Below are 24,131 nucleotides of genomic sequence, written 5' to 3'. Positions count from 1 at the left end.
GGTGAGGGGCCCCCGGAGAAATCCGGGGGCCCCTCTTGTTGGGCCGTACAGCAGCGAAGTACAGCAACGGGTCCGGTGAACGTCAGCCGGTGCCGCCCATTGCTTCGGAAAGCCTGCCGATGGCCGCACGCACCTCTTCCTCGCTCGCCTCCGCGTAGACCTCCATCGTCATGGCGATCTGAGAGTGCCGAAGGATGCGCTGAGCGATCTTCGGATGCACCTTGAGGGCGACCAGGAGCGAGCTGCACGTGTGCCGGGTGTTCCGCAGCGGGATCGCCCGGAGGCCGGCCCGGCGGGCGCGTAGCGCGAACATGCGGGTGAGGTTGCCCGGTTCGATCGGCGTCCCGTACTTCGTGGTGAAGACCAGATCGTGTCTGTCCTGCCAGAGAGAGCCTGCGGCTTTCCGGTCCCCGGTCTGCTGAGCGCGGCGCATGCGTAGGGCCTTGAGGCAGAGCGCGGGCAGTGGCAGGAAGTCGTCCGACTCCTCCGTCTTGGTCTCGCGGTGGAGGATCTGCCGTCCGGCTCGCTGGATCTGGTGGTCCACGTACAACTCGCCGGTCTCGAAGTCGATGGACTTCCAGGTCAGACCGAGCACTTCACCACGTCGCAGCCCCAGGCAGAGGACGAGGACCCAGGCGGCGAACAGGTGATCGTCACGGGCCACTCCGTCGGCGAGGAAGTGCCCCGCCTCGGCCACGGACCACGGCTTGATCCGGCGACGACGCGGCTTGGGCACCTTGACCAGAGACGCGACGTTCTTGCCGATCTCCTCCTCGGCTACTGCGTGGGACAGAGCGGCCCGCAGGGCATCACGCGCGGCCTGGATCACCCGCCGGGAAGGGAACGCCTCGCAGCACTCACCGGCAGCACAGCAACGTTGCCGACCCGCTGAGCGTTTGGCGTCCTTGCCTTGCGCGCAGCACTGGCAGATGCCGGCCAGCTTGGTCAGCCACTCACGGACGTCCCGCACGGTGAGCTTGTCGAGGCGCTTCGTGCCGAGGTGCGGCGCGATGTAGAGCCGTACAGAACCTTCGTACGAGACGTAGGAGAGCGGAGCGAGATTCGGCTTCACGATTGAGTCGAGCCAGTACGTGAGAAAGGCGTCGAGGGTGCGGTGACGGGTCGCCACGGGCCCCTTCTTGGCTTCACCGTGCAGCCGGATCCACTTGTCGTGCACGACATCGCGGGTCGGTCCGTAGACGTACTTGCGCTTGCGTCTGCCGTCCGGGGTGTCGACCCAGACGTACGCGGCGAATCCGTTCCTGTAGGGGTAGATGGACCCTTCGCCGTTGCCCCGTTTGCCACTCATGCCGACCACCGCGCATCGTCGGTAGCAACGCGGGTGACGTACGCGTCCACCCAGGCAGGCAGGATGCGCCGGTTACGGCCGACCTTCACCGAGCGGATCTCACCGGTGAGCACGAGCATCTTGGTCTTGGACAGACCGAAGCCAAGCATCTCGGCAACCTCGGCTGTGGTGTGCCACTTGCGTTCGATCACAGCGGGAGTCATGAGCAGTCCCTCTCCAGGCAGTGGGTGTGGTCGGGCAGGTCGGGCAGCTTGTTGAATTCGGCCAGTTCGCCGATGCGGCGGTGCACGGTGCCGGCTGCTTCTGCGGCCGTGGCCGCGTATTCGGCGATGTAGGGGCTGGCGGAAGGCGTCAGCGACGTCAGCGGAATTTGCTGACCGGCGGTTTCGGGGTGCTGACGGGCGTCAGCGGATGTCAGCTGTGTCAGCGGCGGGATGTGGGGGCGCTGACGGTGCTGACGGCTGCTGACCGTGTGTGCGTCGGCGTTCTTGCAGGTCAGTGGATTGTGCTGACGTTGCTGACGGTCAGCGGGCATCGGCGCTGCCCTCCTGGAGGGAGGGGTGGACGCGGTACGTGGCCGAGGCCGGCTGGCCCGCGCGGCCGGTTCTGGCCGGTGCGTTGGCGCGGAGGTAGCCGTGGGATTCGAGCAGCGCGAGCGCCGGTTCGACCTGGGTGACCGTGCGGAAGCGGCGGGAGGCGGCGACTGCGTCGCGGCGCTTGATCGTCGTACGCCATGTGCCGTCCGTCCGCGGGCGACGGAGCCAGCCGAGGATGGTCTGTGCGGCCTCGGTGGCGGGGTCTGAGCCGATCAGGTCGAAGACAGCCAGGGCGTGTTGGGTGTAGTAGTCGGCGATCTCTGCCGCGCGGTTGATGGTTTCTTCGGGGACTGGTTGGCCCCAGTGGTTGTTGGCGGTCCGGTCGGCGAGGTGGAGCAGCAGCGCGATGCGGGCCGTGTGGCCGACGAGTTTGCCTGCCCAGTCGAGGAGATGGGCGAGGGGCTGTTCCGGGCGCAGGGCGACTTCGAGTCGGTCTTGGAGTGCTTCTACCGCTCGGTCCGCTTGTGCGGTGAGGGGGACCGTGACCGGTTCGGGGAGGGCGTAGAGCGTGTGGAGGAGGCCGGACAGGCGGGCGTGGTACCGCTGAGCTACGGCCTCGGGGACGGGGGTGGTGCGGGTCTTGCGGTAGCCGAGGTTCGAGGCGGGCAGCGCGTACAGGAAGCGGGCCAGGAGTCCTCGGTCGCGGGCGCCGGGTGCGCCGGCCAGGTCCTGGAGGACAGCGGGTTGGGGTGTGACGCCGATGGTGAGCGCGGGTTTGTCGACGCTGGGCTGCTCGCGGGTGATCCGGTCCGTCTGGAGCCGTTCGCCCTTGTGGGCCTGAAGGAACACGCCGAGGTTCGGCTTGGCGCTGTAGCGTCCCGCGATGATGTCGAAGAGGTCGCCCTCGGGGGACAGAGCAGCCAGGCAGCGGTGGACCGCGAGTTGCTGCGCGAGGGGCTCGGGCGTGATGTCGCCGGAGACGGTCAGACGTGGCCTCGGTGGTACGGCGATCTCCTCGGCGAGCAGCTTGGCTGCGGATGCCTCGGCCACCAGTGCGTTGCGGTCCATCCCGTCACCGGGCTTACGCGCCCTGGCCATGAGCCCCTCGGCCTCGGCGAGCGCGGCTTCCTTCGCCGTTTCGGCCTCGATGATCCGGGCGCGGGACTCTTCCTGAAGTTGGCGTTCGACGTCGTAGATCGGCTCCGTCATGGCCGCGAACACGTCGGACTTCCGCGAGGCGGGAGGCATCGCGCAGACGAGGTAGAGATTGGATTGCTCACGCCAGCCGGGCCGGATCTCCACATGCACCCGGCCGCCCGCCGCTGTGGAGACAGCAGCCAGCGCCATGGTCGCGCCGAGGTCCGGCGGAGTCTGGGTGAACTCGGCTACGGCGGCCACGTATTCAGCCATCCATGGCGTCAAGGCGGATACGGGAAAGACCGGCAGAGCCGCGTGCGTGCCGAGCGGGATCGGGGTCGGCCATTGGTCTGTTGCCCTGATCGTGGCCAGTTCCTCGGCGGCCTGGGCGGCGATCTGCTCCGTGCCCGACGCGTCTCGGCGGCCGTGCGCGATCAGGCGGGTGCCGGTCTCGATGAGACGGCGCTGCTTGGCGACGTCGGTGACGATCTGGGCGTAGTACGAGCCGTTCGCGGCGGTGGGTGTGGCCTGGACGAGCGTGTGCAGATAGCTCGGTCCACCGACGCGGTGAAGATCTCCGGCTTCGCGCAGATACGCGGCGACGGTGATCGGGTCGACCGGCAGGCCCGAGGCGTGCATGGCCGCGATCGCCGCGTGGATGGTCGCGTGCGCCGGCCGGTAGTAGTCGTCGAGTGCCAGGATCGCCGTTACCTCGGTGATCGCGGTGCGAGAGAGGAGCATGGAGCCGAGCGCGGCCTGTTCGGCGTCGAGATCGTTCGGCGGTTCTGTCTGCGTCTCGTCGGAGGGGAAGGGGCTGGTCACCTTGCGGCCTTTCGCGTGCAAGAGGTGCCAGCGGATCCGGCGGGCGCTGCGTACGTTCACCAGAGCGACTACGCGGGCGAGGCGGATATGGGGCATTCTGAGGGCACCTCCTGGTTCCGTGGATGGGATGGGAGGAACCGGGGCAGCGGGCGTCTTTGACCCGTCGACCGCTGCCCCGGGCACAGTTATGAGTGCCGGGTGAGGTCTTCTGCGGGGTGTTCAGACTTCGCTGGGAGGACGGCCAAGGTGGCGATCAGCCGGACCGGGGATGCGGTGTCTCGCGGGTTCTCCGTCTCGACCCAGTGCCAGTACGGGCACGTCGTGATCGGGACATAGCCGAGCCGGTTGAGGGCGGCGGCGCGGTCGTTGACGCTGGGGATGCCCCTGTCGGCGGGGAGCAGCACCTCCGGCCACCGGCTCTCGCCGGGGAGGACGACGTACACAGCCCAGTGGGAGCCGTCCCCGGTGCGCCCCATCTGTGCGGTGAGCAGGGGGATCTCCCGCATCATCGGTCTCCCCCGGAAACCTGGTTGGTCGCCGCCGTGAGAAGCACGAAGTGCAGGGCGCTCTCAGCCGCCTCGCCGTAGGCGTACGCACTGTCCGCCAGCCCTGCGGCGTGCTCGGAGGCATGGGCGAGTTCGGCGCACTCGTAGTCCGCCAGGTCCTCGTAGAACGCGAAGTCGGATACGTACGCAAGGGCGCACTCCTGCTCCAGTACCCGCTGCCGCAGACGGGCGAGCCGCTCGCTTCCGGTCCACCGGCTGAGCCCGTCCTGCATATCGGGAAGGGGTCCGGCCGGCAGTACGTAACACCCGTCGCGACGCCCGAGCTCGATGTGAGCCGGACGCGCGCCGTTGAGTACGGACTGCACGACCGTGGCGGTGCCGTACGCGTATGCCTGCGCCGTGTTCTCGTACAGCTTCTTCGTCGTGTCGCGCAGGTCGCCGTACAGCTCACCGAGCCGCCAGAGGGCATCGTCCTGCGGACGTACGAAGTCCCTTTCGAGAACGCTCAGCTTGCCGTTGACGGGCAGCACTCGCGTGGGATCGACGTGCCATGAGGCGGTGCACGCCGTCTGGTGGGCGGTTCGGTATTCGCGGGCGGCGGCTCCGAGGGCATGCACGCTCGCGGTCAGGGTGTCGAACCACGCGGGGGTCGGCTTGGGCATGGAGATCCTCCGTGTCGGGCGCGGGCCGGGCGGGCTGTCCGGTCCTCCGCGCGGCTCCACCTCCGACCGGGATGAGGGGAGTTGAAGCCGCACAGAGGACCGTCAGCCGACGAACTGCCGCACCGCGCTGGTGCCGCCGGCGGACGCCAGCAGGAGTGTTCGGAGGTCGCTGCCCACGACGACGGCGAGACGCTGTTCGATCGCCTGCCAGGAGGCGGAGTCGATGGCCATCAGCGAGGCGACGGCGGCGGGGCCGCGGCCCTCGCTGATGGCCTCAAGGGCGTCCCGGAGTTCACCGGCGGCCATCAGTGAGATCTGGGGCGGGACGGTGGCGTACTGCTCGGACATGGGCGGGGTTCCTCTCGGTGGGATGGGTGAGATCCGGGTCAGTTGCCGAGGTCGCGTACGGCATCGGCGAGCGCGGTCATGACCTGGTCGATGGACTCGGCGGCTCCGGTACGGGAGAGGTAGAAGCCGAAGAGCACGGCGACCACGGCGGCCCCGATGCCGACGGCCTTGAAGCGCAGGAGCAGCGTCAGCAGGAGCCCGAGCAGCGCGAGTGCGGAGATCGTCAGGAACATGGGCGTGGCCTCCAGAAGCTGTTGGTGATCAGCGGGTGCCGTCGTGGTGGAGGCGAGCGGCGCCGTTATAGAGGCGTCGGCCGATGCGGAGGCGCCTGCCGTAGCCGTAGCAGCGCCTGCACTGGCGACCGCGCTTGAGCCGTCCGGTGCGCGTCTGATGGATCTTGTGGCCCCAGCCCTTGCACTTGCGGCAGGCGCCGTACGGACTCGCGGCGCACATCAGCCCGTAGCAGAGCGTGGCGACTATGAGGATGGGCATAGCGGAGAGCAGAGAAGGCATGACAACCCCTCCCAGGGCAGGAATCAGGGCATGAGCCAGGCAGGGCCGCTAGGGGCTAGTTGCCTGCTCAGAGTTGGTTTTGGGCGCTAGCGGGGGTGCTAGACCTAGCGGGGCTCGCCGCTAGGTCCAGCGGCGCGAACGGCTATGCCGCTTCCGCTTTCCCGTCACGTTTCGTGATCGCCGAGAGGACGTCGGCGCGCTTGATGCCACGGCGGTTGGCGCCCTTGCCGTCCTCGGTGGTGCCCCATACCTGCGCGGTGCGGATGCCGTACGGCTTCAGCGCGCTGGTCAGCTGCTCCGGGGTCCACTCGCCGTAGACGTCCGGCCGGAGTTCGGCGAGACGCGGGACGACAACCTCGTTCCAGAGCTTCGACTTGTCGGAGGGAATCGCGGCGCAGAGATCGGCCAACAGGTCGTACGAGGCGACCGCATTCGACGCGGGCTGTTCACCGAGCGCGTGCCCGGCGAGGGTGCCGGCGCTCTCTCGTAGTGCACGTGCGCGGAGCGCGATCCGGTCGGCCTGTACGGCGTCGATGAACGCCGAGCGGACGATCCGGGCGTCCGCGCCTTCACCGAGGAAATAAGAGATGCCCTTGTCACCCCAGGCGAACATGCTCGCGCGCACGCCGCGCTTGTACGCGCCGGTGCCGAGGACCATGTCGTTCTCGATTTGACCCATGACCTTCAGGCACCAGCGGGCCGAGGCGTTGGCGCTGATGGCAGTCGGGATGCTGTCCTTGTCCGGCCGCTGCGTGGCCAGTAGCAGAACGATCCCGGTGGCCGGTCCGCGCTTGACCAGGTCGGTGCAGATGTCCTTGAACTCCCCGCCGTACTTGGCGTGTTCGAACCAGACCTGACACTCATCCACCCCGACCACGATCGGGTGGAGGCCGAGCGAGCGCTTGGAGGCCAGTTCGGTGGTCACCTTCGACTCAGGGCAGATGTCCCGGGGCAGCGAGCGAATCACCTTGGCTCGCCTCCGCAGCTCACCCTGAAGCTCTCGCAGGTCCGCGATGGCGTACTCGATGTCCGGGTCCTCTTCCCCCGCCCGGTGTCGGTACGCGACACGGTCACCGACCGAGTCCAGGTCGCCGGTGCCCTTCAGGTCGTACGTATGCAGCTCGGCCCGCGTATCGAGCGCGGCGATGAGCAGCAGCAGCCGGAGCAAAAACGTCTTGCCCATCCTCGGGATGGCACCGATGACACCGGCGATGAACATGAGCGTGACGCCCACCCACCGTCCGCGCTGGTCAGTTCCCCAGACGACGGGCTTGAAGAGATCCGTGCTGCCGGACTTCGCGAGCGGCCACGGCGCCTGGTCGGCCTGAGACATGTCCTGATCCCCGACCCAGAGCCGGAGCCGGCCGGTGTGTTCGTCCGGGACGGCCTCCGGCCATACGCAGCCCAGCGGGCGCCGGAGACCCGAGGCCAACTTGTCGCGACGGTCGGCGACGTCCGTCACGGTGACGCCGAACGGCAGGTCCCCCACGGCCAGCCACCCCGGACCGTCACGGGTGATGGGCGCGGTGAAGGAGAAGCCCGGATCGCCCTTGGACTGGGCTTGGTTGATGGCGGCGATGCTGATCGACCCCAGTGCGCGCAACACGATGTCGCTGGTCAGCTTGGTGGCCTTGGGGATTTCCACAGCCCTGTTGATGACCGGAGCGTCGGCGGCCTGGCCCAACCAACCCATCGCGAGAGTGGCGGCCGTGCATGCGAGGGCGAGCAGCCAGGCCGGGGCCAGAACGTACAGGGTCAGCGCCGTGGTCGGCCCGACGATCGAGGCGAGGACGGCGACGACCGTACGCCACCGCACCCGACGGTCCCGCTGTCGGCAGAGCTTCAGATAGTCGTCGATGTCGTCGTTCGTGGCCGCCGACTGACGGAGTGGCCCGCCCTCGGCGTCCGCCATCCACCGCAGCGAGCCGCCGATGAACCGGGACATGCCCCGTGGCGCCTGTAGTACGAGGCGCAGGGCGTACCACGGTGTACGGATCGCGTGGTACGAGGTGACGTGCCAGGCATACGCGGCCACGCCCTTGCTCGCGCTGGTGAACTCGGCTCGGGACTTGGCCCAGGCGGGGAAGACCGCGCGCCGCTTCGCGCCGCGTACGCGGTCCATCAGCCCGGGGCCCGACGGTCCGCCGGGACGGTCGACCATGACTGTCTCGTCCGGATCGCCGTGTTCGCCGTGTTCGGTCGTGTGGGAGTCGGCCGACTCGGTCGGGGCCTCGGCCGGGGCTGACCGCTCCGACCCGGGCTTACCGACGCTCATCTCCTTCTCCAACCGCGCGAAGAACTCGCGCTCCTGGTCGTTGTGATCCTCGTGCTTCACTGGCACTTCCTTCCGGATAGGGAGGGAGGCTGAGGCCCGGCCCTACCCGCCAAAGCAGCGGCCGGGCCTCAGTTCGAAACGTTAGGTCGGTCTGTTCAGACCACAGCCACGGCCGGTTCCAGTTCCGCTTCCGCCGCGCGGCGCTCGGACCTGAGTACGTCGCGCAGTTGGCGCGAGCGGTCCTGGCCACAGCCGACGGCCTTACGGATGGGCTCGGCGTCCAGGCGCTCGTAGGGCCAAGACGCCGTTTCCTCGCGGGCTTTCTTGATCGCCTCGTCCCACGTCATGCGCGGGCGGTACTTCTGCGCCTTCGCCTTCCAACGCGGCCGGACTTTGGGCTCCGAGGCCGACTCACGGTCCGCCGCCGCCGTCGGGGCGGGCTGGTCTTCTTCTTCGGCGTCGGTCGGGAGGTATCCGTCCGGAGCCAGTTCGCCCAGCTTGAGCAACACCAGATCGCGGTGCGGCGCCCTGCGTCGCCAGGCCCGACCGTAGCTCTCGCGCAACTCGGCCCGAACGAGGAGCCGTTGCTTCTCCAGAGCCAGAGCCTCGCGATAGTCGGTCGTCTCCCAGAGCGCCATCCGACGCCACAGCATCAGCGTCGTAAGGGGCGCGAACAGCCAGCGTGAGCGCCGGATGCGCTCCATCCGGGCCCCGGTCGCCACCCCGATGCGGACGGCGTAGACGTGCGCCGCGACCTCGCTGAGCACGACCCACAGCAGCGGCATCGATCCGTGGGCGATCTTCGCCGAGATCGAGGTCCCGGCCGCGACGTTCAGCCAGCAGGTGACCAGCGTGAGCGCCCAGGGCACGAACCGTACCCAGGCCAACGGCATGCCGAGCCGGATCAACAGCAGATTGGCCGCGGTGAAGACCGGGATGGCCAGGTCGATACCGACCGGGAGCATCCACGCCTCGGTGAATCCCCAGCGTTCAGCGGCCGAGGAGACAGAGCCGAACGAGGCGACAAGGCCGAGGCCACCAACCGCCCCACCGGCCGGGATCACGATGCCGAGCAGTGCCTTGTCCACTGTGCTGAGCAGAAGAGGCGCGGGAGGTCGGCTCATGCGGCGGCCCTCGTCCACGCCGCCGACAGCGCCCGAGCCATGTTCCTCAGCGCCGCGACGCTGCTGAGCTGAGCCGCGTACACCGCGTTGAGCAGGGAGATCTCATCGTTCTCGCTCTGCTCAAGCAGCTCCAGCAGCACATCGCGGGCGGCTGCCCTCCTGACTTCCCGCTGCTCGGCGGTCTCGCCGTACTCGCCGAGGAAGAGGTCCCGGAAGTCCTCGGAATCCGGCTGCGGCTCCCGCTCCTCTAATGCGTGGGCCGCCCAGCCGCCGACGTACGTACGCATGGGGGTCCTCACCTTCTCTCCTGGTCCTGGATGGGATGGGCGAAGCCGGCCCGGCGGGCATCGTCTGACCCGTCGACCGCCGTCACCGGCCATGTCAAAGCAACTCATAAAGAGGTCTTCTCCTCAAGACCTCTTTATGAGTAGCTAGGACTATGGAGCATCCCTCCCCCAGTCGTCAAGACCTCTTTAGGAGTCGTATGCTGGCCCCAAGCCGCCCGGTCGCCTCACATGTCAAGTCGGGCTTGGTGGCACGACGGGACGGGTGAGCATCCATGGCCAAGGCATACGAGCGGATCGCGGACGAGCTTCGAGAGTCCATCCGCGCAGGTGAGCTGAAGCCCGGCGACCGTCTGCCCTCGGAGACGAAGCTCGCCGAGGACTACAGGCGGAGCGTGCCGACGATCCGTGACGCGCTCAGGCTCCTTCAGGACGAGGGGCTGATCGAGAAGCTGCACGGCCGCGGGAACTTCGTCCGCAAGGCCCGTACGAGGGTGCTGCGCACGAACGACCGCCACCAGTGGGAGAAAGACCGGGCGCGCGAGCCAGAGGCCAAGCGACTGGAGACGGGCTCCACCGAGCACGACACCGGGCTTGAGGTGAACGACCTCGTGTTCCACGCCTCGTACCGCGAGACCAAGGCGGACAAGGAGATCGCCGAGGCGCTCGGCGTTCCTGAGGGGAGCGCCCTCGTGGAGCGTACGTATCGGACGCGGTACGCCGCCGAGACCGCTCCGTTCGCCCTGGTCACCTCGTACCTCATCCGTGCGCTGGTCGAGTCGAACTCTGACCTCCTGGACGCGGCCAATGAGCCGTGGCCGGGCGGTACGCAGAACCAACTGCTCTCGGTCGGCATCGAGCTGGACCGCATCGAAGAGCGCGTCACCGCCCGGCCGCCGACACCCGAAGAGGCGGAGGAGCTTGAGCTCCCGCCCGGCACCTCGGTCCTCCTGCTCCGGAAGACCTCGTTCGACCTCAATGACCGCGTCGTGGAGATGTCCGACGTCACGTTGCCCGGTGACCGTACGGAAATGCTCTTCGCCACTCCCCTGGAAAGGTGGTGAGTGCCGTGAGCCGGCGCATCATCGTCATTACCGCCGTGCACGCACCGTCCGCCCACTTCCTGCCGGACGCGTACAAGTCGCTGTGCGAGCAGGAGTTGCCTGAGGGGTGGGAGTGGCACTGGCTGATCCAGGAGGACGGCCGCAGCGACGAGGTCGCACCGTACGTACCCGACGATGCGCGGGTGACCTTCAAGCAGGGTCGCCCCGGCGGTCCGGGCACGGCCCGTACGTTGGCGCTGGCGCACGCGGACGGCGAGTACGTGAAGGTCCTGGACGCCGACGACCAGTTGCCGGCGGGGGCGCTGGCCCGAGACCTGGCGGCGCTCGAAGCCGACCCCACGCTCGGCTGGGCGACATCGCGGGTACTGGATCTGCTACCGGACGGCTCGACCGTCGGCTTCGAGGGGGACCCCGACGCGGGTCCGATCGAGCGCGGCGCGGTGGCCGCGTACTGGTCGGCGAACAACTACCGGGCCCCCGTCCACCCGGCGACGCTCTTCGCGCGCCGGGACCTGGTGCTGGCTCTCGGCGGGTGGATGGCGCTGCCGGCCTCGGAGGACACGGGGCTGCTGCTCGCGCTGGACTCGGTCAGCCGCGGCTGGTTCTCACCGGAGGTGGGGCTCCTGTACCGCAAGTGGCCCGGCCAGGCGACGGGCCAGGCCGCGCACACCGACCCGGCCGAGCGGGATGCCCGCATGGCGGTCGTAGAGGCCAGGGCGCGGGCGCTCTCCTACCTCCGGTGGCACTACCCGGTCGGAGACTGAGGTCCGCGCGACCAAAAACCGGTCGAGTGGGCTCACGCATGTACCCGATCATGGGGGCATGGCATTGGCAGACACTCTGGAGCGGATCGAGGCAGACTTGGCTGCCGGGCGGATACCTATGGCGCGCCAGCGGTTGCGCGGACTCGTTTCTTCCTTCCCCGGCAACCTGGCACTTCGCAGGCGCTTGGCTGAGGTGTATCGGCTGTACGGCGACCGCGCGGAAGCCGGACGATGGATGTATCTCGAAGAAGACCGCGACGCGGAGGAGACCGCTGTCTTCGAGGCGAGGTACCACACTCCCGGTCGGCTCATGCGGGCATTGGCCTGGCATGGGCCTGAGCCTCTCGCCGATTCTGCCTTCGCGGCGGAGCAACTGTCGGCGGTTCGGACTGCTTGCTCAAATGCCGTCGGGCGCCCCGTCGACTGGGACATGAGCCTGGCTGCCCTGCATGACGACGCACCGGAGGGCGGCGTACTCGCCCAATCCTTGGCGGGTGCGGGATGCCTGCTGGCGGTAGTTGTGTTCTTCGCGATCTGGGTGAACGGCCTCATCGACCTTTTCGACTGACCCAGAGCCGAGATGCCGCCAAAAGGACTGCGAAGTCCCGTGGTGCCTACGAGGCCTTCGCGGTTCGCACGGTCATTCCGGCCTTTCGGTCGGTGCGGCGAGCAGCACCTTGTCGGGGTTGTCAGTTCTGGACAGGCACCTCGTAAACGATCTCGCAGGTAGCGGCCGGGATGACGATGTCCGCCGTCTCTACCGGGCGGGAGTCGTCGCTGTAGTACGTCCGCCGGATGCGCGTGACGAGTGCGCCCCGCTGTACGCCGAGGAGCGTCGCCTCCTCGGCGTTGGCTTGTCCGGGCTCCGGCTGCTCCACGACGTGGCTGACCGTGATGCCGATCTCCGCCATGCGGTCGACCACTCCCGCGCCGGCGTGCGGTCCGCCCTCGGGCAGCACGATCAACGTGCCGGCCGTGATCTCGTACGGCTCCCAACTGGTCGATACCTGAGCCGGTTTACCGTCGACCAGGAACTCGTACGCGGTGCGGACGCAGAGGTCTCCCTCGGAGATGCCGAGCCGCGCGGCGATGTCCGCCGGCGCCGGGACCTTCGCGTCAGTACGGCTCTCCCACGTACCGCGCTTGCCGAGCGACGCCATGTCGGCTCGGAACGGTGATCCCCCACGCTGCTCGCGGTACTGCGAGCGGACCATGCGCAGGCGTTCGCGCGGTTCGGCGACGTACGTGCCCGATCCCGTACGGCCCTCCAGCACGCCCAGTGAGATCAGTAGCTCTTGCGCGCGGCGGATGACGTTCTCTCCGACCCCGCATTCCTGTGCGAGTTGAGCGCGGGACGGGAGCCGGTCTCCCGGCGTCCACTCCTGGTCAGCGATGCGCTGCCGCAGCACGTCGGCGATCCGGAGGTAGGGCGGTTGCTCACGCATATGGAAAATCTAGTCCACTAGCTCTAATCTAGTTAACTACCTTCACTTAAAGTGATCCTGCGGCGACGGGGGACCTGTGTCCTTACCCCAAGGACTGGCTGACCAACTGGCCACGCGCCTCTCCGCCGCCGGGTTCACCCCGCGCGTGACGGATCACGACGACCACACGCGCATTGAGATGGAGGTCGCGGACTCGGTCTCGGCCGGGTCCTGGCAGGAGCTCTTAGCGGTGCTGGAAGCAGCCGATCGGTTCGGGCTGGCCGTCAGCAGCGCGGGCGGTCGCCTCGCATGGGCCGCCATCCGCAGAAATGCCCCCGTGACGGACGACGCCGTCCGGGGGCGCACCCATCAGCTATAGGGAGCTGATCAGCGTGTTCGACTTTATCCGCCGTGCTGCCGCATGGACCAGACGACAGCTCACTCCACCTTCACCGCGTCATCGTTTACCTCGTCGGCGCGGTTCGCATCGCGCGATCGCCGGCCAGCCCGAACGACGCACCTCACCTGCGGCGTTGGTGCCGCTGCGCCCACCGCGCCGCCCGAAGCATGCCGCGCCGCTTCGCGCGGAAGACAACGCTCTCGTACGGCCGTACGTACTGACGGCTGAAGAGCGAGCCCGGCTCTGGCGCCGTCCGCGCCCCCGGACGCTCCTGGTCCGCCCGTACTTCAACGCCGCGGAGGTCCACTGATGTCGATCCGTCACCAGCAACCGACCAGCGCCGCCATGGCCGTGCCGTACTACTCGATGGCCTGCCGTGTCGGTACGCACGCCAGGTGCGAGGAGGCGGAGCTCAAAGCCTCCCCGGCCGCCGTGCCGATCGTCTACGAGACCTGCGTGTGCTCGTGCCATCTGAGCAAGGTCCAGGCCTCCAGCGAAGGCGGGACGCATGGCTAACCGGTACCAGCACGTCGCGGACGACCTCCGGCGCCTGATCACGACGGGTGCCTTGTCCGTGGGCGAACGGCTGCCCGCGGAACAGGAACTCGCCTTGCGCTACAAGGTCAGCACACCGACGCTGCGGAACGCGCTGGAGGTTCTTCAGAGCGAGGGGCTGGTGGAGAAGCGCCACGGCAGCGGGAACTTCATCCGCCGGCCGGGACAGCGAATCACGTACGCCAACGACAGGCATGAGGCCGGACGGAGCCCTGTACCCGGGGTCGCAGTCAGCGTGAGCCTCGAAACCGCGCTGGTGGAGGCGGATGCTCAGCTGTCCCTGCTCCTGGCCGTGCGAGCCGGCAGTCCCCTGGCTGAGTACGCCTTCATCAGCTGCCAGGGGACGTCACCGCGCAGCTTGGCCCGTGTCTACGTGCCTCACGCCGTGGCGCGGCTCGGGGTGCCGGACGTGAACGAGTCGCCGTGGGGCGACAGCGTGCGGCAACTGCTGTCCGGGGCGGGGGTACGGGTGACGGCGATCGCCGAGCGGGTCACCGCGCGCTTCCCGACTGCGTGGGAGGCGCACACCCTGCACATCAGCACCAGGGCCCCGGTCCTGGCCGTGGAACGTACGTCGACCGACGCCAGTGACCGGGTGGTGGAGGCGGCGCTCCTGGTGCTGCCCGGTGACCGCACCGATGCCCTCTTCACCAAGCGTTCTGTTACCCAGGAAGTGGGGGCAGCAGGATGACTACGTCGCACGCCATCACCACCTCAGAGGCCTCGTTCGATATCCAGCTTCCGATGACCGCTCGATCCGTTCCCCTTGCCCGCAGTGTGCTCGAAGCGGCCATGAACACATGGGACGTGGACTCGGGCACGAGGGACGACGTGCTGCTTGTGGTGGGGGAGTTGACGGGGAACGCGGTAACGCATGCCCGGGCTCTTCCCGATTCCCGCTGGCAGCTGGTCGTGGTGCCGAAGCCCGAAGTGATTCGCATCGAGGTGTCCGACACCGACGCGGAGCGCCACCCCGTACTGTCCCCTCCCAGCGATGGGGACCAGGGCGACGCCGAGCGTGGGCGGGGCTTGGAGATGGTGGACATCCTGAGCGGCGGCGCTTGGGGAGTCGCAGAGCGCCCCGTCGGCAAGACGGTATGGGCGCAGATCAAACGGCCGGCCCCTCAGGGGGCATCGTGAGCCTGTGGATTCGAGCAGGGTTCTGGTGCGAGTTCGCCGTCACCGCGGCGGGAGCCGATGCACCCGGCACGCAGAAGACGCGCGCGGTCCGGAGCGCAGGGGGAGCGCTGTCCTGGCTCCGTGTGGATCTGCGCCCACTGACGGGGGGCCTCGATCCTGTGCAGGCCCGGCGGGCATTCGAATGGCTTGAGCGCCACCAGTGGACAGCCGCTGACCACCTTAAGCGAGGCGAACCGGCGGCGCTCTCTCTGCTGCACCAGGGCGCAGTACTGAGATGGACGATCAGCCCGGCGTTTTTCCTGCCCCTTCTGGTTTCTCCGTGCCCATGCGCGGAGTCGGGGTTGATCTCATGACTCACATCATCGGCTGGGTTCTTGCCCTGATCGACCGACGAGAGTCGAGGCGTAACCGTGCCCCTGAGGACCTGAACGAACGTGTGGAGTGGAACGTTCAGCGGATCCTCAACCCGCCGAAGCCTTCCCTCCTGAGCCGGTTCGGTGCGTGCCTGATCGCAGCCGAGGAGTGGTGGGAGCGCAACGTCTCCTTCCGCGATTTCCACCGGCGAATGGACGCGCTACGGGAGGCGTACGAGCGCACATCGCCGCCCGACTGGAAGACGGAGGAAGGGACGCGCCGGGCATTGAGACGCCTCGCGCATGACGCGGAGACGAGGAAGCGCCAAGCCGACGAGGGTGGCACCTAACGCGCGAGTCGGCACGCACAGACGAGATAGCCCCCAGTCATGCGGCGCTACGTCTCATCACCACGCAGGCCCCAGGTCTCTGAACCTGGGGCCTGTCGTGTCTCCGTGGCTCAGGGAATCAGGCGAGCGTCTCCGCATCGATCCGGGAGAAGATCAAGTCACTCTCCTCAACGACTGCCCCGCGCCACCTCACCGGAACAACCGGCTTGCCGCGAATCGCCGCGGGATAGCTTTCAGGTGCGTAGTCGTTCTCAAGCCGGTAGACGTGGAACCCGTGATCGCGCATCGTCGTCACCAACTCCTCGGCGGAGTCCCCGAGCTGAGCCATCCGGTCGGGTGTCACCTCAACCGTGATCTCGACGTCCGGCCGCAGCTTGTCGAGCATGGGCACCATCCCCCGCACGACCGGCCCCTCTGCCCCCTCGACATCGATCTTGATCACGCGAGCACGGGCGATCTCGTCCGACTCAAGCAGTTCCGGCAGTGGCCGCGCCTCAATCTCAAACGAGGACTCTGCTGGCCCGTCGTACGGGACGATGCTGTTCGCCCCCATGTTGGCTGAACTGGCAAGCACGAACGTCAGAGTCTTCCGACTGTCCGACACAGCGCTGTTAACCGCCCGCACGTTGCTGCACTGATTGAGCCGCACCTGCTGCAACAGCTTCCGATGGAAGTCCGGCGAGGCCTCGATCGCCACCACCTGGCCCTCGTCCCCGACGAGCCCGGACGCAAGGACGCTGTAGTAGCCGATGTTCGCTCCGACGTCGATGAATGTGTCTCCGGGCCGGAGCCGGCTCTGTAGCCACTGGGTCATGTGCGGCTCCCACACTCCGAACATGTACAGGTACCGCTGGATGAGGTCCTGAGTATCCACGGCGAACCGAGCCCCGAACCGCGACCGGACAACCCGCCGTCGTGGGCGCTCCCGCAACCGAGGGTTCAGGTATTCCGCTCCCAGTGAGGCCTTACCCGGTGACCCGGGGGCATAGCGGACGTAGGCGCGGCCAAGGTTGACCAGGGTCTGTGAGCTGAGACTGATCATCTGCTTGGCCCTCCCGCCGGTTCACGCGAACCGTGTCGCCGCTCGCGGGGCCTCCGGCACGATCTTCGTCCAGCTGGCTGCCGGTATGAGGCAAGCATAAGTACCTGGGCACGGGGGCGATGAGTATGCTCCCCGATGTCCTGGGCGCCTGGCGTCGGTGGGATGGGAACCATGGTCAAGGACGATTCGCAGCTCTACGCCGCCCACGACACATGGTGGAAGGCTCCCATGGTTGCCACCCTGCCGGGCCTGCCACTCCTCGTCGGAGAGTACGGCTTGTTCTACAGAGACGGTTACACCAGCGGCATAGCGCTCCTGATCGTTGGCGCCACGATCCTGCTCGCTGTCGCCTGGCTTCTGCCGCACCGCCGCACCATGCGGGTACCGCGCATGGTGGCCGCCGGTACGGCGCTCGGTATTGCGATTCTTCCGTTGGCTTACGCGCTGCTGCTGGGTATGGCCATGGTCTACGGCTGACAGCCCTCAGCTCCCGCTCGTGAGTGCCCGCGTCGCTTACGAGTCTCCCGTACCTGCAGTGGCTCACACCCTTGCGTCTAGTGCTGTGGCCGGAAAGGTTCACCGGCTCGCGACGCCCGGCACGGCACCTCGCCGCGTTGTCGGACGCGCGCGAGTACGTCCAGTACGAGCGCGATCCTCCGCCTTGCGACGCACCGCACCGGACGCCGCGAGCCCCCGGCAAACCTTTCCGGCCACAGCACTAGCCGCACTCTTCCAGCTCTTCCCATGCCTCCTGGCCCGAGGACTCCTAAGATCCTCTAGAGATCTAGATGACTCAGTTGGTTGGGGGATGCGTTGGGGACCGGCGAGCAACTTGTCACCGTCGCGGCCGTGTTGCTCGGTGCGCTGACTACGCATCTGACCAACTACGTGATGGAACGGAGCCGGCATCGGCGGGAGCTGCTGACGCGGTGGGACGACCGGAAGCTTGACGCCTATGGCGGCTACGTCGACCGGGTTCGGGCGGGCATCTTCCTGGCTGTGCAGTTGTACGAGCACAAGGAGGGCCTCCGGCGGAGCGAACAGTCCGAAGCGGAGATGCTCACGGAGCTGTCGGAGGCCGAGCGCCAGCGGGGGCGGTCGTTCGAGCAGATCATGCTGCTCGGCGGGGACGAGGTCGTTGAGGCGGCGCACGAACTCCACGCCGCGGTACGCGAGATCGACTGGCAGGCGACCGGAAAGACCGTGGGCACCCTGGAGGAGTGGCGGGAGCGGAATCGTGCCGCCTTCCGGGAGATCAACGAGTTCCATGAGGCCGCTCGGGTGGACCTCGGAGTGCAAGGCAAGGTCACAGGCGAGAACCACCCAGAGCGTGACCTCCTGCTGCCGACGGCTCGCCGGGATGGTGAACAGGCGGGTAGCTGAGGCTCGTGACTCGCCCATACGTTCCCCACGGGCGGTCAGATTGGCCCATGGAGTGGTGTTCGGACTGGTCAGTGGCGCGTCGGGCGGCTGGATCTTCTTGAAAACCGTCGGGCGCGAGCCAGAAACTCTGCTGGCTTGAGTTACAACTTTCTCTACGGTTTCAAGGCGGCTCGCTCCGCTAGCCGCGCGCTCCCTGGCTCACCGCCGGGCCCGACGCTCCTGCCTTCGGCCCGCTCTGGCCCCGGCTACGCCGGTAACGCGACTGGAGCGAGCACCATGGTGGGGAAGAAACCCGCTGTGGCTGGGGCGGTCGGCTTCACGGCTTTAGCCACCTCCCCGGTTCGGGTCCCGCGTCGAGCAAAACCAGGGGGCCACTCGTTCAAATTCCGGGCAGGATCCAGCCTGCCCGAGTTGCCGGCCAGCGTACGGCCCCCTGACCATGCTCGACCCCAAACCGGGCAGGACACCGGCCAAACCCGTTCCGCTGACCTAAATTCGAACATTAGGGCGAATTTGCTGTGTTTGAGTAGACCATTATTGACATATGGCGTGCATTTGGGCGCGGGTCGGAACCATAATGCTGCCGAGCATGTCGACTGCGTCGAGGGGGACACGTGGCAGCACCGAGGACTACCGTGTGGCAGCTTGACCCGCATACCAAAGCCAAGCATGACCTTTTGAAGTCATATCTAGGTGGTTGGTTTCCCGTCCTGTCCTCCTACAACGGCAGGATTGTGTTCCTAGATGGTTTCGCAGGCCCGGGGCGCTACCAATCTGGCGAGCCGGGGTCCCCGCTCATCGCACTTGACGCGCTGCTATCACATAGGTACTTCGACAAGATGAAGTGCGAGTTTCTTTTCTTTTTCTGTGAGTCAAAGAAGGATCGCTTCGAAAGCCTTGCTCAGCAAATTGAGGGATACAAAGAAGCGAACCAACCCTGGCCGGAGAACGTCAAAGTCCAGCTGGTTAACTCAGAGTTTTCCGAGACGGCAACGAACCTGATATATCACCTTCGCAACCAGAAGCGCCGCCTGGCACCAACTTTCGCCTTTGTCGATCCATTTGGGTTTTCAGGGCTCCCTATGAGCATCCTCGCGGATCTGCTCTCATTCGCAAGCTGCGAGCTTTTCGTGAACTATATGGTTGATCACGTTAACCGTTTCGCCACCGCGGGAAACGTCGATCACCACCTAGTGGACCTCTTCGGCACAAGCGAATACAAGCAGGTAGGAAGTCTCCCGCCCGGTGAAAGCCGTCAGCAGTTCCTGCACGATCTCTACGGGCGGCAACTCACGGACGTCTGTAATTTCCCTTACGTGCAGTCCTTCGCCATGATCAATAAAACTGGGCATATCGGCTACTACCTCTTTCACGGGACTCGCGACATCAAGGGCGTTGAGTTAATGAAGGAGGCTATGTGGAAGGTCGACCCTGGAGGCGGCTTTAAGTTCTCGGACCGGTTGGCCGGCCAGGACGTGCTGTTTACTGACTCGGCCGTGGACACTGACCCACTGCGACGAGCCCTTCTCGCCAAGTACAGCGGGCGACGTGTTTCGATCACGACCCTGGAGCAGTTCACCTTGATCCACACGCCGTACAAGAAGACACACCTTCGCAAGCCCGTCCTGACACCGCTGGAGAGAGCGGGAATCATCCAGGTCGAGCGACGAGGCCGGAGCGGCTTCCCTGGCGGTACCTGGATCACGTTCCCCTGACTTCATACGCCAGCGCGGGACTTGGCTTTCGGATACTCGTCCCAGGTACGCCCCTGCAGCACCCTTCCCCCTGCCTTGGGGGTCGGCCCTCCCCACTGCTTAAAGAAGAACGGGATACCAGCCTCGGAGCACTGATCCCGCAAGGAAGTGACCCAGTCTTCCGCAATCGGACGATGCCCCTTTCCCGATTCACCTCCGGCGATAACCCAGCCGATACCGCTTAGGTCAACCGTGCCGAGATGTCCGATCAGCGGCTCGCACGACAGGAAGCGAACGAATGCAGGAGTGTCCCTCAGCTCGTTGATTCTTGCCTTAAATTCAGGAGCTTCGACAGTCACCCCCATCCAGACATTCTCAGGCCAATCAATCTGATCCGCAACATTCCGCATTCGCCGAGACCGTTTAGTCAGAATCTGGTATGTATGCTGTGGAGTTTCGCGCATTACATCAAAGATATCCTTGATGTAGGAAATCGGCACTCGTGCATGGAAAAGGTCAGACATCGAGTTAACAAAAACCACCCTCGGCGCCTTCCACGTGTACGGAAGCCTCAGCGAGTCTGGATGTACAGCAAGCCCGAACCCTGGCCCTGACGTCCGTGGATCTCCATCGACCTGGTACTTCGGAGACCCCATCGCCTTCAGCCGCTTCGCTAGCACCAAGGCATAACAGTTGTCGCAGCCCTTAGAAATACGGTCACACCCTGTGGTGGGGTTCCATGTAGCCTCAGTCCACTCAATGGTGCTTCGGTCTGCCATTTTGGGCTCCATCCTAGCGCCTTGGGCTCTGCCCATACTCCCTCATCTTCAACGCTTCTGGAGCGCTGAGGAAACCATTTCATCGGTACTGAACGGCACAGATTCATGTCGATCACCCTTAGAACCTCCAAGCGCGGTAGCCCCTCAGCCCCTGGATCGGCCCTTGACCAGTCGCTTTGTCACGCGCGCTCGGCCACTTGTCAGTTCTATACGCGTGCTGCTGAGTCGAGCCAGTGACAAGCTGCACGAGCGTCCGCACCATCTCGCCCACCCGGTCGGCTTCGACGCCACCATGCGCTACCCATGTGCATGCCAGATGTATGCCAGACCGCGCGAGCGATGGCGGTCGCACTGAGCCACCGAAGCTAGATCGAGGAGGGCGATGATTGAGCGTTATGCCTGGCCAGCAAGCCCGTGAGGTCACAACGATCCGTGATTTCCAAGCTCATGGCACGCATGATGACTTACTGACCAGCTCACGAGGCTTCCCGGATCAGTGTCACCAGCGGCACGCTCGTCGCCCTTCCCGAGGAAGGGCCACACGCCGGGAGAGGTGTCGTGAACCGCATGGCCGCGATCGGAGTCACCGCCCAGCCATGCGCCGAGCAGCCGGAGCCACGGCAGGCAACTGCCGAGGAGGAGTCGCTACTTGGCGTCCAGAAGGCCGCACTCGTGACGCACATTCGGAGGACGTACTACAGCGACCAGGGCCGGCCCGTGGAGACGGCGGACATCGTGGTGCCCGCAGCGCACTGCGAGATCGTCTACGAGATCCCGGCCCCCGTGCCCCCTGCCGTGCCCGGTAGAGCAGGAAACCAAGGGAAGGACGTACAGATCGGAGTCGTTCACCTGCGTTCTTGGGCGTGTGGAGCGGCAGTTCGCCAGGCTGACAGGCCCCGCTGAACGGCTATGAACGGGACTGAACGAAACGGAAACTGAGAGACGAGAAAGCTCCACATACATTCTATCTAGACCATTGACCAGGAACCCTCCCACTGGACCGTGCATCCTCCTCGACCCGGTCCTTAAGCACCTGATAGATGGCGTCAGCAAGATGTCGCGCGAAATGCACATTAAAGCGGATCTCGGTCGGCGACGACGGGATTCGTGCGCCACTGTGTGCGACGATGTTGCGCAGCCCTACCAACTCACCGAGACGCTCCTGCAGATCACCTAGTGCCATCCCGGATAGCTCCACCCTGGCAGGTTCCGCGTAATGCGCATCGAAATGTCTTGAGATTTTCATCCACGGCTTTTCGACTCCAACGAGCTTCATTAGCTCAGCGACCGTATCGGGTCCCGGATTTCCTCCGGTCTCAATTGCCTGCCCTGCGCTGATTTTACCGGAAGTTATCCCCTGTGCTGCCGCCCTCCCCTCGTTGATCCTGTCCATCTGGTCGCGCAATTTTCCGAATCTTTTCGTCTGGAGGGCGGCATTCATATTTTTGGTGATTAATAGAAGCTGTAGCCGTTCCGGAAGATCCCAAAGGGTAAATTCCGGAGTTGCTTCTCCATGCCTGTCCAGCGCGTATGTGACTACGTCCTTAACGAACTCCTCAAATCGGGCACAAAGAAGCACCACGGCCCCTGCGAGCAAGGGGCTTGTGCTCGGCCTCTTGGGCAAGTAAGAGAATGCTGGGTGGCGCAAGTTGATGGATTCGGCGAGATCTAGCATATCCTCGACGTCGTCGAGCTGTGTTCCGAATTTCTGAGTCGGCATCGCTACCTCGCGACACTTTCAATCATCGCAACAACTGCGTTTACGCGCGACATCAAATGGTGCTTGTTAGATGGTGTGAGAACCTCTTTGAATTCTGGATCAGTAAAGAGCTTGCGCATGCCTAGGCGGATCTGAACTGAATTTTGATTGATCTCAGGGTTGGAGAAATTACGGACCGCCAACATCTGGGCGTCATAGAGAGGAGTGGAGAATCTTGATTCTGCTTTGTCTTGCCTGGGTAGCCATCGCCTAAAAACCTCAGACCCAAAGGCTGTTAGGCATTTATCTAGAGTGGTGACGAATGATTCTCTGTATTTTCCAATTTCTGCAGGTGAAGATTCATTCTTGCGCTGCAAGTAACGTGTCAGCGCCTGAGGTGACGGCGCTGAATCCGATGCTTCATCAGTGAGCCAAAAGTAACGCAGAATCAGCTCCGCGTCACGCATGTGTCTGACGCTGCCTGAGCTCATGCCAAGAGCGCGACGGAAATCTTCACCTTCAGCAAGTTCGACCGTCAGTGAATTGAATGGACCTTGATGTATGGCATTTCGAATTTCCTGTGTCGTCAGATGAGTCCCTCCTGTGTTGAGTCTGGAGAACACGGCAGTTGTCACATCAGAAGTGGAAGTGGCGGCTACGATTACCGCACGCATCGTGCACGTGAGTAGGTGCCGCTGCATCCGGTGGGGGAGTTCTTCGAATGTTAGCGTGTTGGCCGACGCTAGACTTTCGAGGCCCTGGAGTGGGTACTCTCCTTTCACGTAAGAGAGCACCGCGTCGAGGCGCTGAGTTCCGTCAAGAACCGAATATTTATAGGTGTCAGGGTCCTCTGCAAAAAACAAGGAAGGTACGGGAATGTTTAGCAGAAGTGATTCGATGAATTGGGAATTCTGAGAGGATGTCCAGACTTTTCGGCGGGCGAATGGTGGAATTACGAGATCCCCTTGCTCGAAAATCCTCACCAATGAATCGATACTGAAATCCATTGCGCCGGTTCTGATGTCAGCTTTGGTGAGTTGCCAATTTTCCTGAATTTCTTCACTCGTGAGCTCTTCATTGCGGTCTTGCCCTTGCATGACATGCCCTCTCGCTCTAGTCATTGCCCGCTCGGTCGAGGGCCTCTGGCATGCTATCGACGTGCGCTTTGATCAGCGTCGTTTTCGTCATGAAGGCTCGTGCGCCACAGCCCGCTAGCAGACCCTCCGCCCCACCGCTGCCGTTCCATAACGCCGTCAACGCCCACACCGTGGAGCGGGCATGGTTCAGGGGGGTCCAGGTGGAGGGCGCCACTGTACGAACGACCTTGACGCTTCTGGGCCGCGTCTGCTCGGCTCTGCCTCGGTCTACGGAATACGGAAGGAACGGAGCCCAACATCTCGCGCCACCCACGGACTTGTACTCGGCGCCCGTGCCTCAATGCTGCCGATGTCGGCCGCTCCCGCCGGAGACATCATCGTGTTCCGCGGATGATGTGCTGCCCTTGCCTGCTTGCACGTACCGCGACCAGCCGGGGCGAAAACAGGTGATAGGTCGCGCCGCAGGGTAGCGCGCACCCGCGCCGTGCGCGGGCCTTGACGAGGTGGGGAAAACCATCTGCTGCTGTCTGACCTCGTTGCCAAGACACAGAGGTGACGAGGGGCCCCTTACCCCGCAAGGCCCGCCCGAGGCCAGGGGACGGCTGTACAGCAGCGGCGTACCGCAACCGCAGCAACCGCCCGCGCCCGCTATCGCCTCTCCTGGGCCCTGCAGTAGCCGGTATGGCCGTCACTGACCGATCCGGCTAGAGCTACGGATCAGAAGGTTGCAGGTTCGAATCCTGCCGAGTGCACATCGTCGAAAGGCCCCGGAGATGATCCGGGGCCTTTCGCGTTGCCCGGACGGGGCGAGGGCGGGGCGAGGGCAGGTCGCGTGCGGGGCGCGGGCGGGGAAGTCGTACGGGCGGGCCGA

28 protein-coding genes and 1 pseudogene are annotated in these 24,131 nt (G+C 65.4%); 12 read left to right on the top strand and 17 right to left on the bottom strand.

What is annotated here, in order from left to right:
- Positions 1-82: 82 nt before the first annotated feature.
- The 12 genes from ACFRKB_RS16775 to ACFRKB_RS16720 all read right to left on the bottom strand — a co-directional run bounded on the left by ACFRKB_RS16775 (position 83) and on the right by ACFRKB_RS16720 (position 9,519).
- Positions 83-1,318, bottom strand: a complete 1,236-nt coding sequence (locus ACFRKB_RS16775) for a site-specific integrase (protein ID WP_383106564.1) — start codon at positions 1,316-1,318, stop codon at positions 83-85.
- Complete coding sequence (locus ACFRKB_RS16770; protein ID WP_249951549.1) at positions 1,306-1,512, bottom strand: excisionase family DNA-binding protein; 207 nt, start codon at positions 1,510-1,512, stop codon at positions 1,306-1,308. Before ACFRKB_RS16770 ends, ACFRKB_RS16775 begins: the two co-directional genes overlap by 13 nt.
- Positions 1,509-1,844 (bottom strand): hypothetical protein, encoded by a 336-nt coding sequence (locus tag ACFRKB_RS16765; protein WP_383106562.1) that lies wholly within the window; start codon positions 1,842-1,844, stop codon positions 1,509-1,511. The genes ACFRKB_RS16770 and ACFRKB_RS16765 overlap by 4 nt, the downstream gene beginning before the upstream one ends.
- Positions 1,834-3,900 (bottom strand): DUF3987 domain-containing protein, encoded by a 2,067-nt coding sequence (locus ACFRKB_RS16760; protein ID WP_383106561.1) that lies wholly within the window; start codon positions 3,898-3,900, stop codon positions 1,834-1,836. Before ACFRKB_RS16760 ends, ACFRKB_RS16765 begins: the two co-directional genes overlap by 11 nt.
- 89 nt (positions 3,901-3,989) lie before the next feature.
- Positions 3,990-4,310 carry a DUF6303 family protein gene (locus tag ACFRKB_RS16755; protein WP_383106559.1) on the bottom strand — a complete coding sequence of 107 codons (321 nt, stop codon included), beginning with the start codon at positions 4,308-4,310 and terminating at the stop codon, positions 3,990-3,992.
- On the bottom strand, positions 4,310-4,972 hold the full coding sequence (locus tag ACFRKB_RS16750) for a hypothetical protein (protein ID WP_383106558.1): 663 nt from the start codon (positions 4,970-4,972) through the stop codon (positions 4,310-4,312). Before ACFRKB_RS16750 ends, ACFRKB_RS16755 begins: the two co-directional genes overlap by 1 nt.
- A 102-nt stretch (positions 4,973-5,074) precedes the next feature.
- Positions 5,075-5,320, bottom strand: coding sequence for a hypothetical protein (locus ACFRKB_RS16745; protein WP_383106556.1), 246 nt, complete (start codon positions 5,318-5,320; stop codon positions 5,075-5,077).
- Between the two features lie 38 nt (positions 5,321-5,358).
- Complete coding sequence (locus ACFRKB_RS16740; RefSeq protein ID WP_383106554.1) at positions 5,359-5,553, bottom strand: hypothetical protein; 195 nt, start codon at positions 5,551-5,553, stop codon at positions 5,359-5,361.
- A gap of 28 nt (positions 5,554-5,581) precedes the next feature.
- On the bottom strand, positions 5,582-5,812 hold the full coding sequence (locus tag ACFRKB_RS16735) for a hypothetical protein (RefSeq protein ID WP_376579452.1): 231 nt from the start codon (positions 5,810-5,812) through the stop codon (positions 5,582-5,584).
- A gap of 163 nt (positions 5,813-5,975) precedes the next feature.
- Entirely contained in the window at positions 5,976-8,108 is a 2,133-nt protein-coding gene (locus ACFRKB_RS16730; RefSeq protein ID WP_383106702.1) for a cell division protein FtsK, read from the bottom strand.
- Between the two features lie 155 nt (positions 8,109-8,263).
- Positions 8,264-9,232, bottom strand: a complete 969-nt coding sequence (locus ACFRKB_RS16725; RefSeq protein WP_383106553.1) for a DUF2637 domain-containing protein — start codon at positions 9,230-9,232, stop codon at positions 8,264-8,266.
- Entirely contained in the window at positions 9,229-9,519 is a 291-nt protein-coding gene (locus tag ACFRKB_RS16720) for a hypothetical protein (RefSeq protein WP_383106552.1), read from the bottom strand. Before ACFRKB_RS16720 ends, ACFRKB_RS16725 begins: the two co-directional genes overlap by 4 nt.
- Before the next feature lie 272 nt (positions 9,520-9,791).
- Between ACFRKB_RS16720 and ACFRKB_RS16715 the strand changes: the two genes are divergently transcribed.
- The 3 genes from ACFRKB_RS16715 to ACFRKB_RS16705 are packed head-to-tail and all read left to right on the top strand — an operon-like array spanning position 9,792 to position 11,912.
- On the top strand, positions 9,792-10,580 hold the full coding sequence (locus ACFRKB_RS16715; RefSeq protein ID WP_383106550.1) for a GntR family transcriptional regulator: 789 nt from the start codon (positions 9,792-9,794) through the stop codon (positions 10,578-10,580).
- Between the two features lie 5 nt (positions 10,581-10,585).
- Entirely contained in the window at positions 10,586-11,344 is a 759-nt protein-coding gene (locus ACFRKB_RS16710) for a glycosyltransferase family 2 protein (protein WP_383106549.1), read from the top strand.
- Positions 11,345-11,402: 58 nt separating this feature from the next.
- Positions 11,403-11,912: a DUF6584 family protein gene (locus ACFRKB_RS16705; RefSeq protein WP_383106548.1), complete on the top strand. Its 510-nt coding sequence runs from the start codon at positions 11,403-11,405 to the stop codon at positions 11,910-11,912.
- A gap of 121 nt (positions 11,913-12,033) precedes the next feature.
- Here the strand turns inward: ACFRKB_RS16705 and ACFRKB_RS16700 are convergent, their stop codons facing one another.
- Positions 12,034-12,789, bottom strand: coding sequence for a GntR family transcriptional regulator (locus ACFRKB_RS16700; RefSeq protein WP_383106546.1), 756 nt, complete (start codon positions 12,787-12,789; stop codon positions 12,034-12,036).
- A gap of 76 nt (positions 12,790-12,865) precedes the next feature.
- On the opposite strand from ACFRKB_RS16700, the gene ACFRKB_RS16695 reads away from it, so the two are divergent.
- The 5 genes from ACFRKB_RS16695 to ACFRKB_RS16675 all read left to right on the top strand — a co-directional run bounded on the left by ACFRKB_RS16695 (position 12,866) and on the right by ACFRKB_RS16675 (position 15,566).
- Positions 12,866-13,147 (top strand): hypothetical protein, encoded by a 282-nt coding sequence (locus ACFRKB_RS16695; RefSeq protein ID WP_383106545.1) that lies wholly within the window; start codon positions 12,866-12,868, stop codon positions 13,145-13,147.
- A 330-nt stretch (positions 13,148-13,477) separates the two neighbouring features.
- Positions 13,478-13,684 (top strand): hypothetical protein, encoded by a 207-nt coding sequence (locus tag ACFRKB_RS16690; protein WP_383106544.1) that lies wholly within the window; start codon positions 13,478-13,480, stop codon positions 13,682-13,684.
- Positions 13,677-14,414, top strand: coding sequence for a GntR family transcriptional regulator (locus ACFRKB_RS16685; RefSeq protein WP_383106542.1), 738 nt, complete (start codon positions 13,677-13,679; stop codon positions 14,412-14,414). The genes ACFRKB_RS16690 and ACFRKB_RS16685 overlap by 8 nt, the downstream gene beginning before the upstream one ends.
- Complete coding sequence (locus ACFRKB_RS16680) at positions 14,411-14,863, top strand: ATP-binding protein (RefSeq protein ID WP_383106541.1); 453 nt, start codon at positions 14,411-14,413, stop codon at positions 14,861-14,863. Before ACFRKB_RS16685 ends, ACFRKB_RS16680 begins: the two co-directional genes overlap by 4 nt.
- Positions 14,864-15,137: 274 nt before the next feature.
- Positions 15,138-15,566 carry a hypothetical protein gene (locus ACFRKB_RS16675; RefSeq protein ID WP_383106540.1) on the top strand — a complete coding sequence of 143 codons (429 nt, stop codon included), beginning with the start codon at positions 15,138-15,140 and terminating at the stop codon, positions 15,564-15,566.
- A 118-nt stretch (positions 15,567-15,684) separates the two neighbouring features.
- Here the strand turns inward: ACFRKB_RS16675 and ACFRKB_RS16670 are convergent, their stop codons facing one another.
- A complete protein-coding gene (locus ACFRKB_RS16670; protein WP_383106539.1) occupies positions 15,685-16,608 on the bottom strand; it encodes an FkbM family methyltransferase in 924 nt (307 codons plus the stop codon).
- Between the two features lie 171 nt (positions 16,609-16,779).
- Here ACFRKB_RS16670 and ACFRKB_RS16665 point away from each other — a divergent pair, with 171 nt between their 5' ends.
- The 3 genes from ACFRKB_RS16665 to ACFRKB_RS16655 all read left to right on the top strand — a co-directional run bounded on the left by ACFRKB_RS16665 (position 16,780) and on the right by ACFRKB_RS16655 (position 19,706).
- Positions 16,780-17,085 (top strand): hypothetical protein, encoded by a 306-nt coding sequence (locus tag ACFRKB_RS16665; RefSeq protein WP_383106537.1) that lies wholly within the window; start codon positions 16,780-16,782, stop codon positions 17,083-17,085.
- 336 nt (positions 17,086-17,421) lie between these two features.
- Complete coding sequence (locus tag ACFRKB_RS16660) at positions 17,422-17,991, top strand: hypothetical protein (protein ID WP_383106536.1); 570 nt, start codon at positions 17,422-17,424, stop codon at positions 17,989-17,991.
- A gap of 635 nt (positions 17,992-18,626) precedes the next feature.
- Positions 18,627-19,706: a three-Cys-motif partner protein TcmP gene (locus ACFRKB_RS16655; protein ID WP_383106535.1), complete on the top strand. Its 1,080-nt coding sequence runs from the start codon at positions 18,627-18,629 to the stop codon at positions 19,704-19,706.
- A 2-nt stretch (positions 19,707-19,708) separates the two neighbouring features.
- Here ACFRKB_RS16655 and ACFRKB_RS16650 read toward each other — a convergent pair whose 3' ends face one another.
- Positions 19,709-20,464: a DUF5131 family protein gene (locus tag ACFRKB_RS16650; protein ID WP_383106533.1), complete on the bottom strand. Its 756-nt coding sequence runs from the start codon at positions 20,462-20,464 to the stop codon at positions 19,709-19,711.
- Between the two features lie 498 nt (positions 20,465-20,962).
- On the opposite strand from ACFRKB_RS16650, the pseudogene ACFRKB_RS16645 reads away from it, so the two are divergent.
- Positions 20,963-21,367 (top strand): annotated as a pseudogene (locus ACFRKB_RS16645) (UTRA domain-containing protein); the annotation flags it as partial.
- A 61-nt stretch (positions 21,368-21,428) separates the two neighbouring features.
- On the opposite strand, the gene ACFRKB_RS16640 reads toward ACFRKB_RS16645, so the two are convergent.
- Both ACFRKB_RS16640 and ACFRKB_RS16635 read right to left on the bottom strand, forming a co-directional pair.
- Positions 21,429-22,184 carry a HEPN domain-containing protein gene (locus tag ACFRKB_RS16640; RefSeq protein WP_383106532.1) on the bottom strand — a complete coding sequence of 252 codons (756 nt, stop codon included), beginning with the start codon at positions 22,182-22,184 and terminating at the stop codon, positions 21,429-21,431.
- Between the two features lie 2 nt (positions 22,185-22,186).
- Positions 22,187-23,260, bottom strand: coding sequence for a DUF262 domain-containing protein (locus ACFRKB_RS16635; protein ID WP_383106531.1), 1,074 nt, complete (start codon positions 23,258-23,260; stop codon positions 22,187-22,189).
- Positions 23,261-24,131: the final 871 nt, after the last annotated feature.

The organism is Streptomyces scopuliridis (assembly GCF_042790125.1).
Lineage (GTDB): Bacteria > Actinomycetota > Actinomycetes > Streptomycetales > Streptomycetaceae > Streptomyces > Streptomyces scopuliridis_A.
The sequence above is the reverse complement of the archived record's forward strand: the minus strand, read 5'-3'. Positions and strand labels throughout refer to the sequence as shown.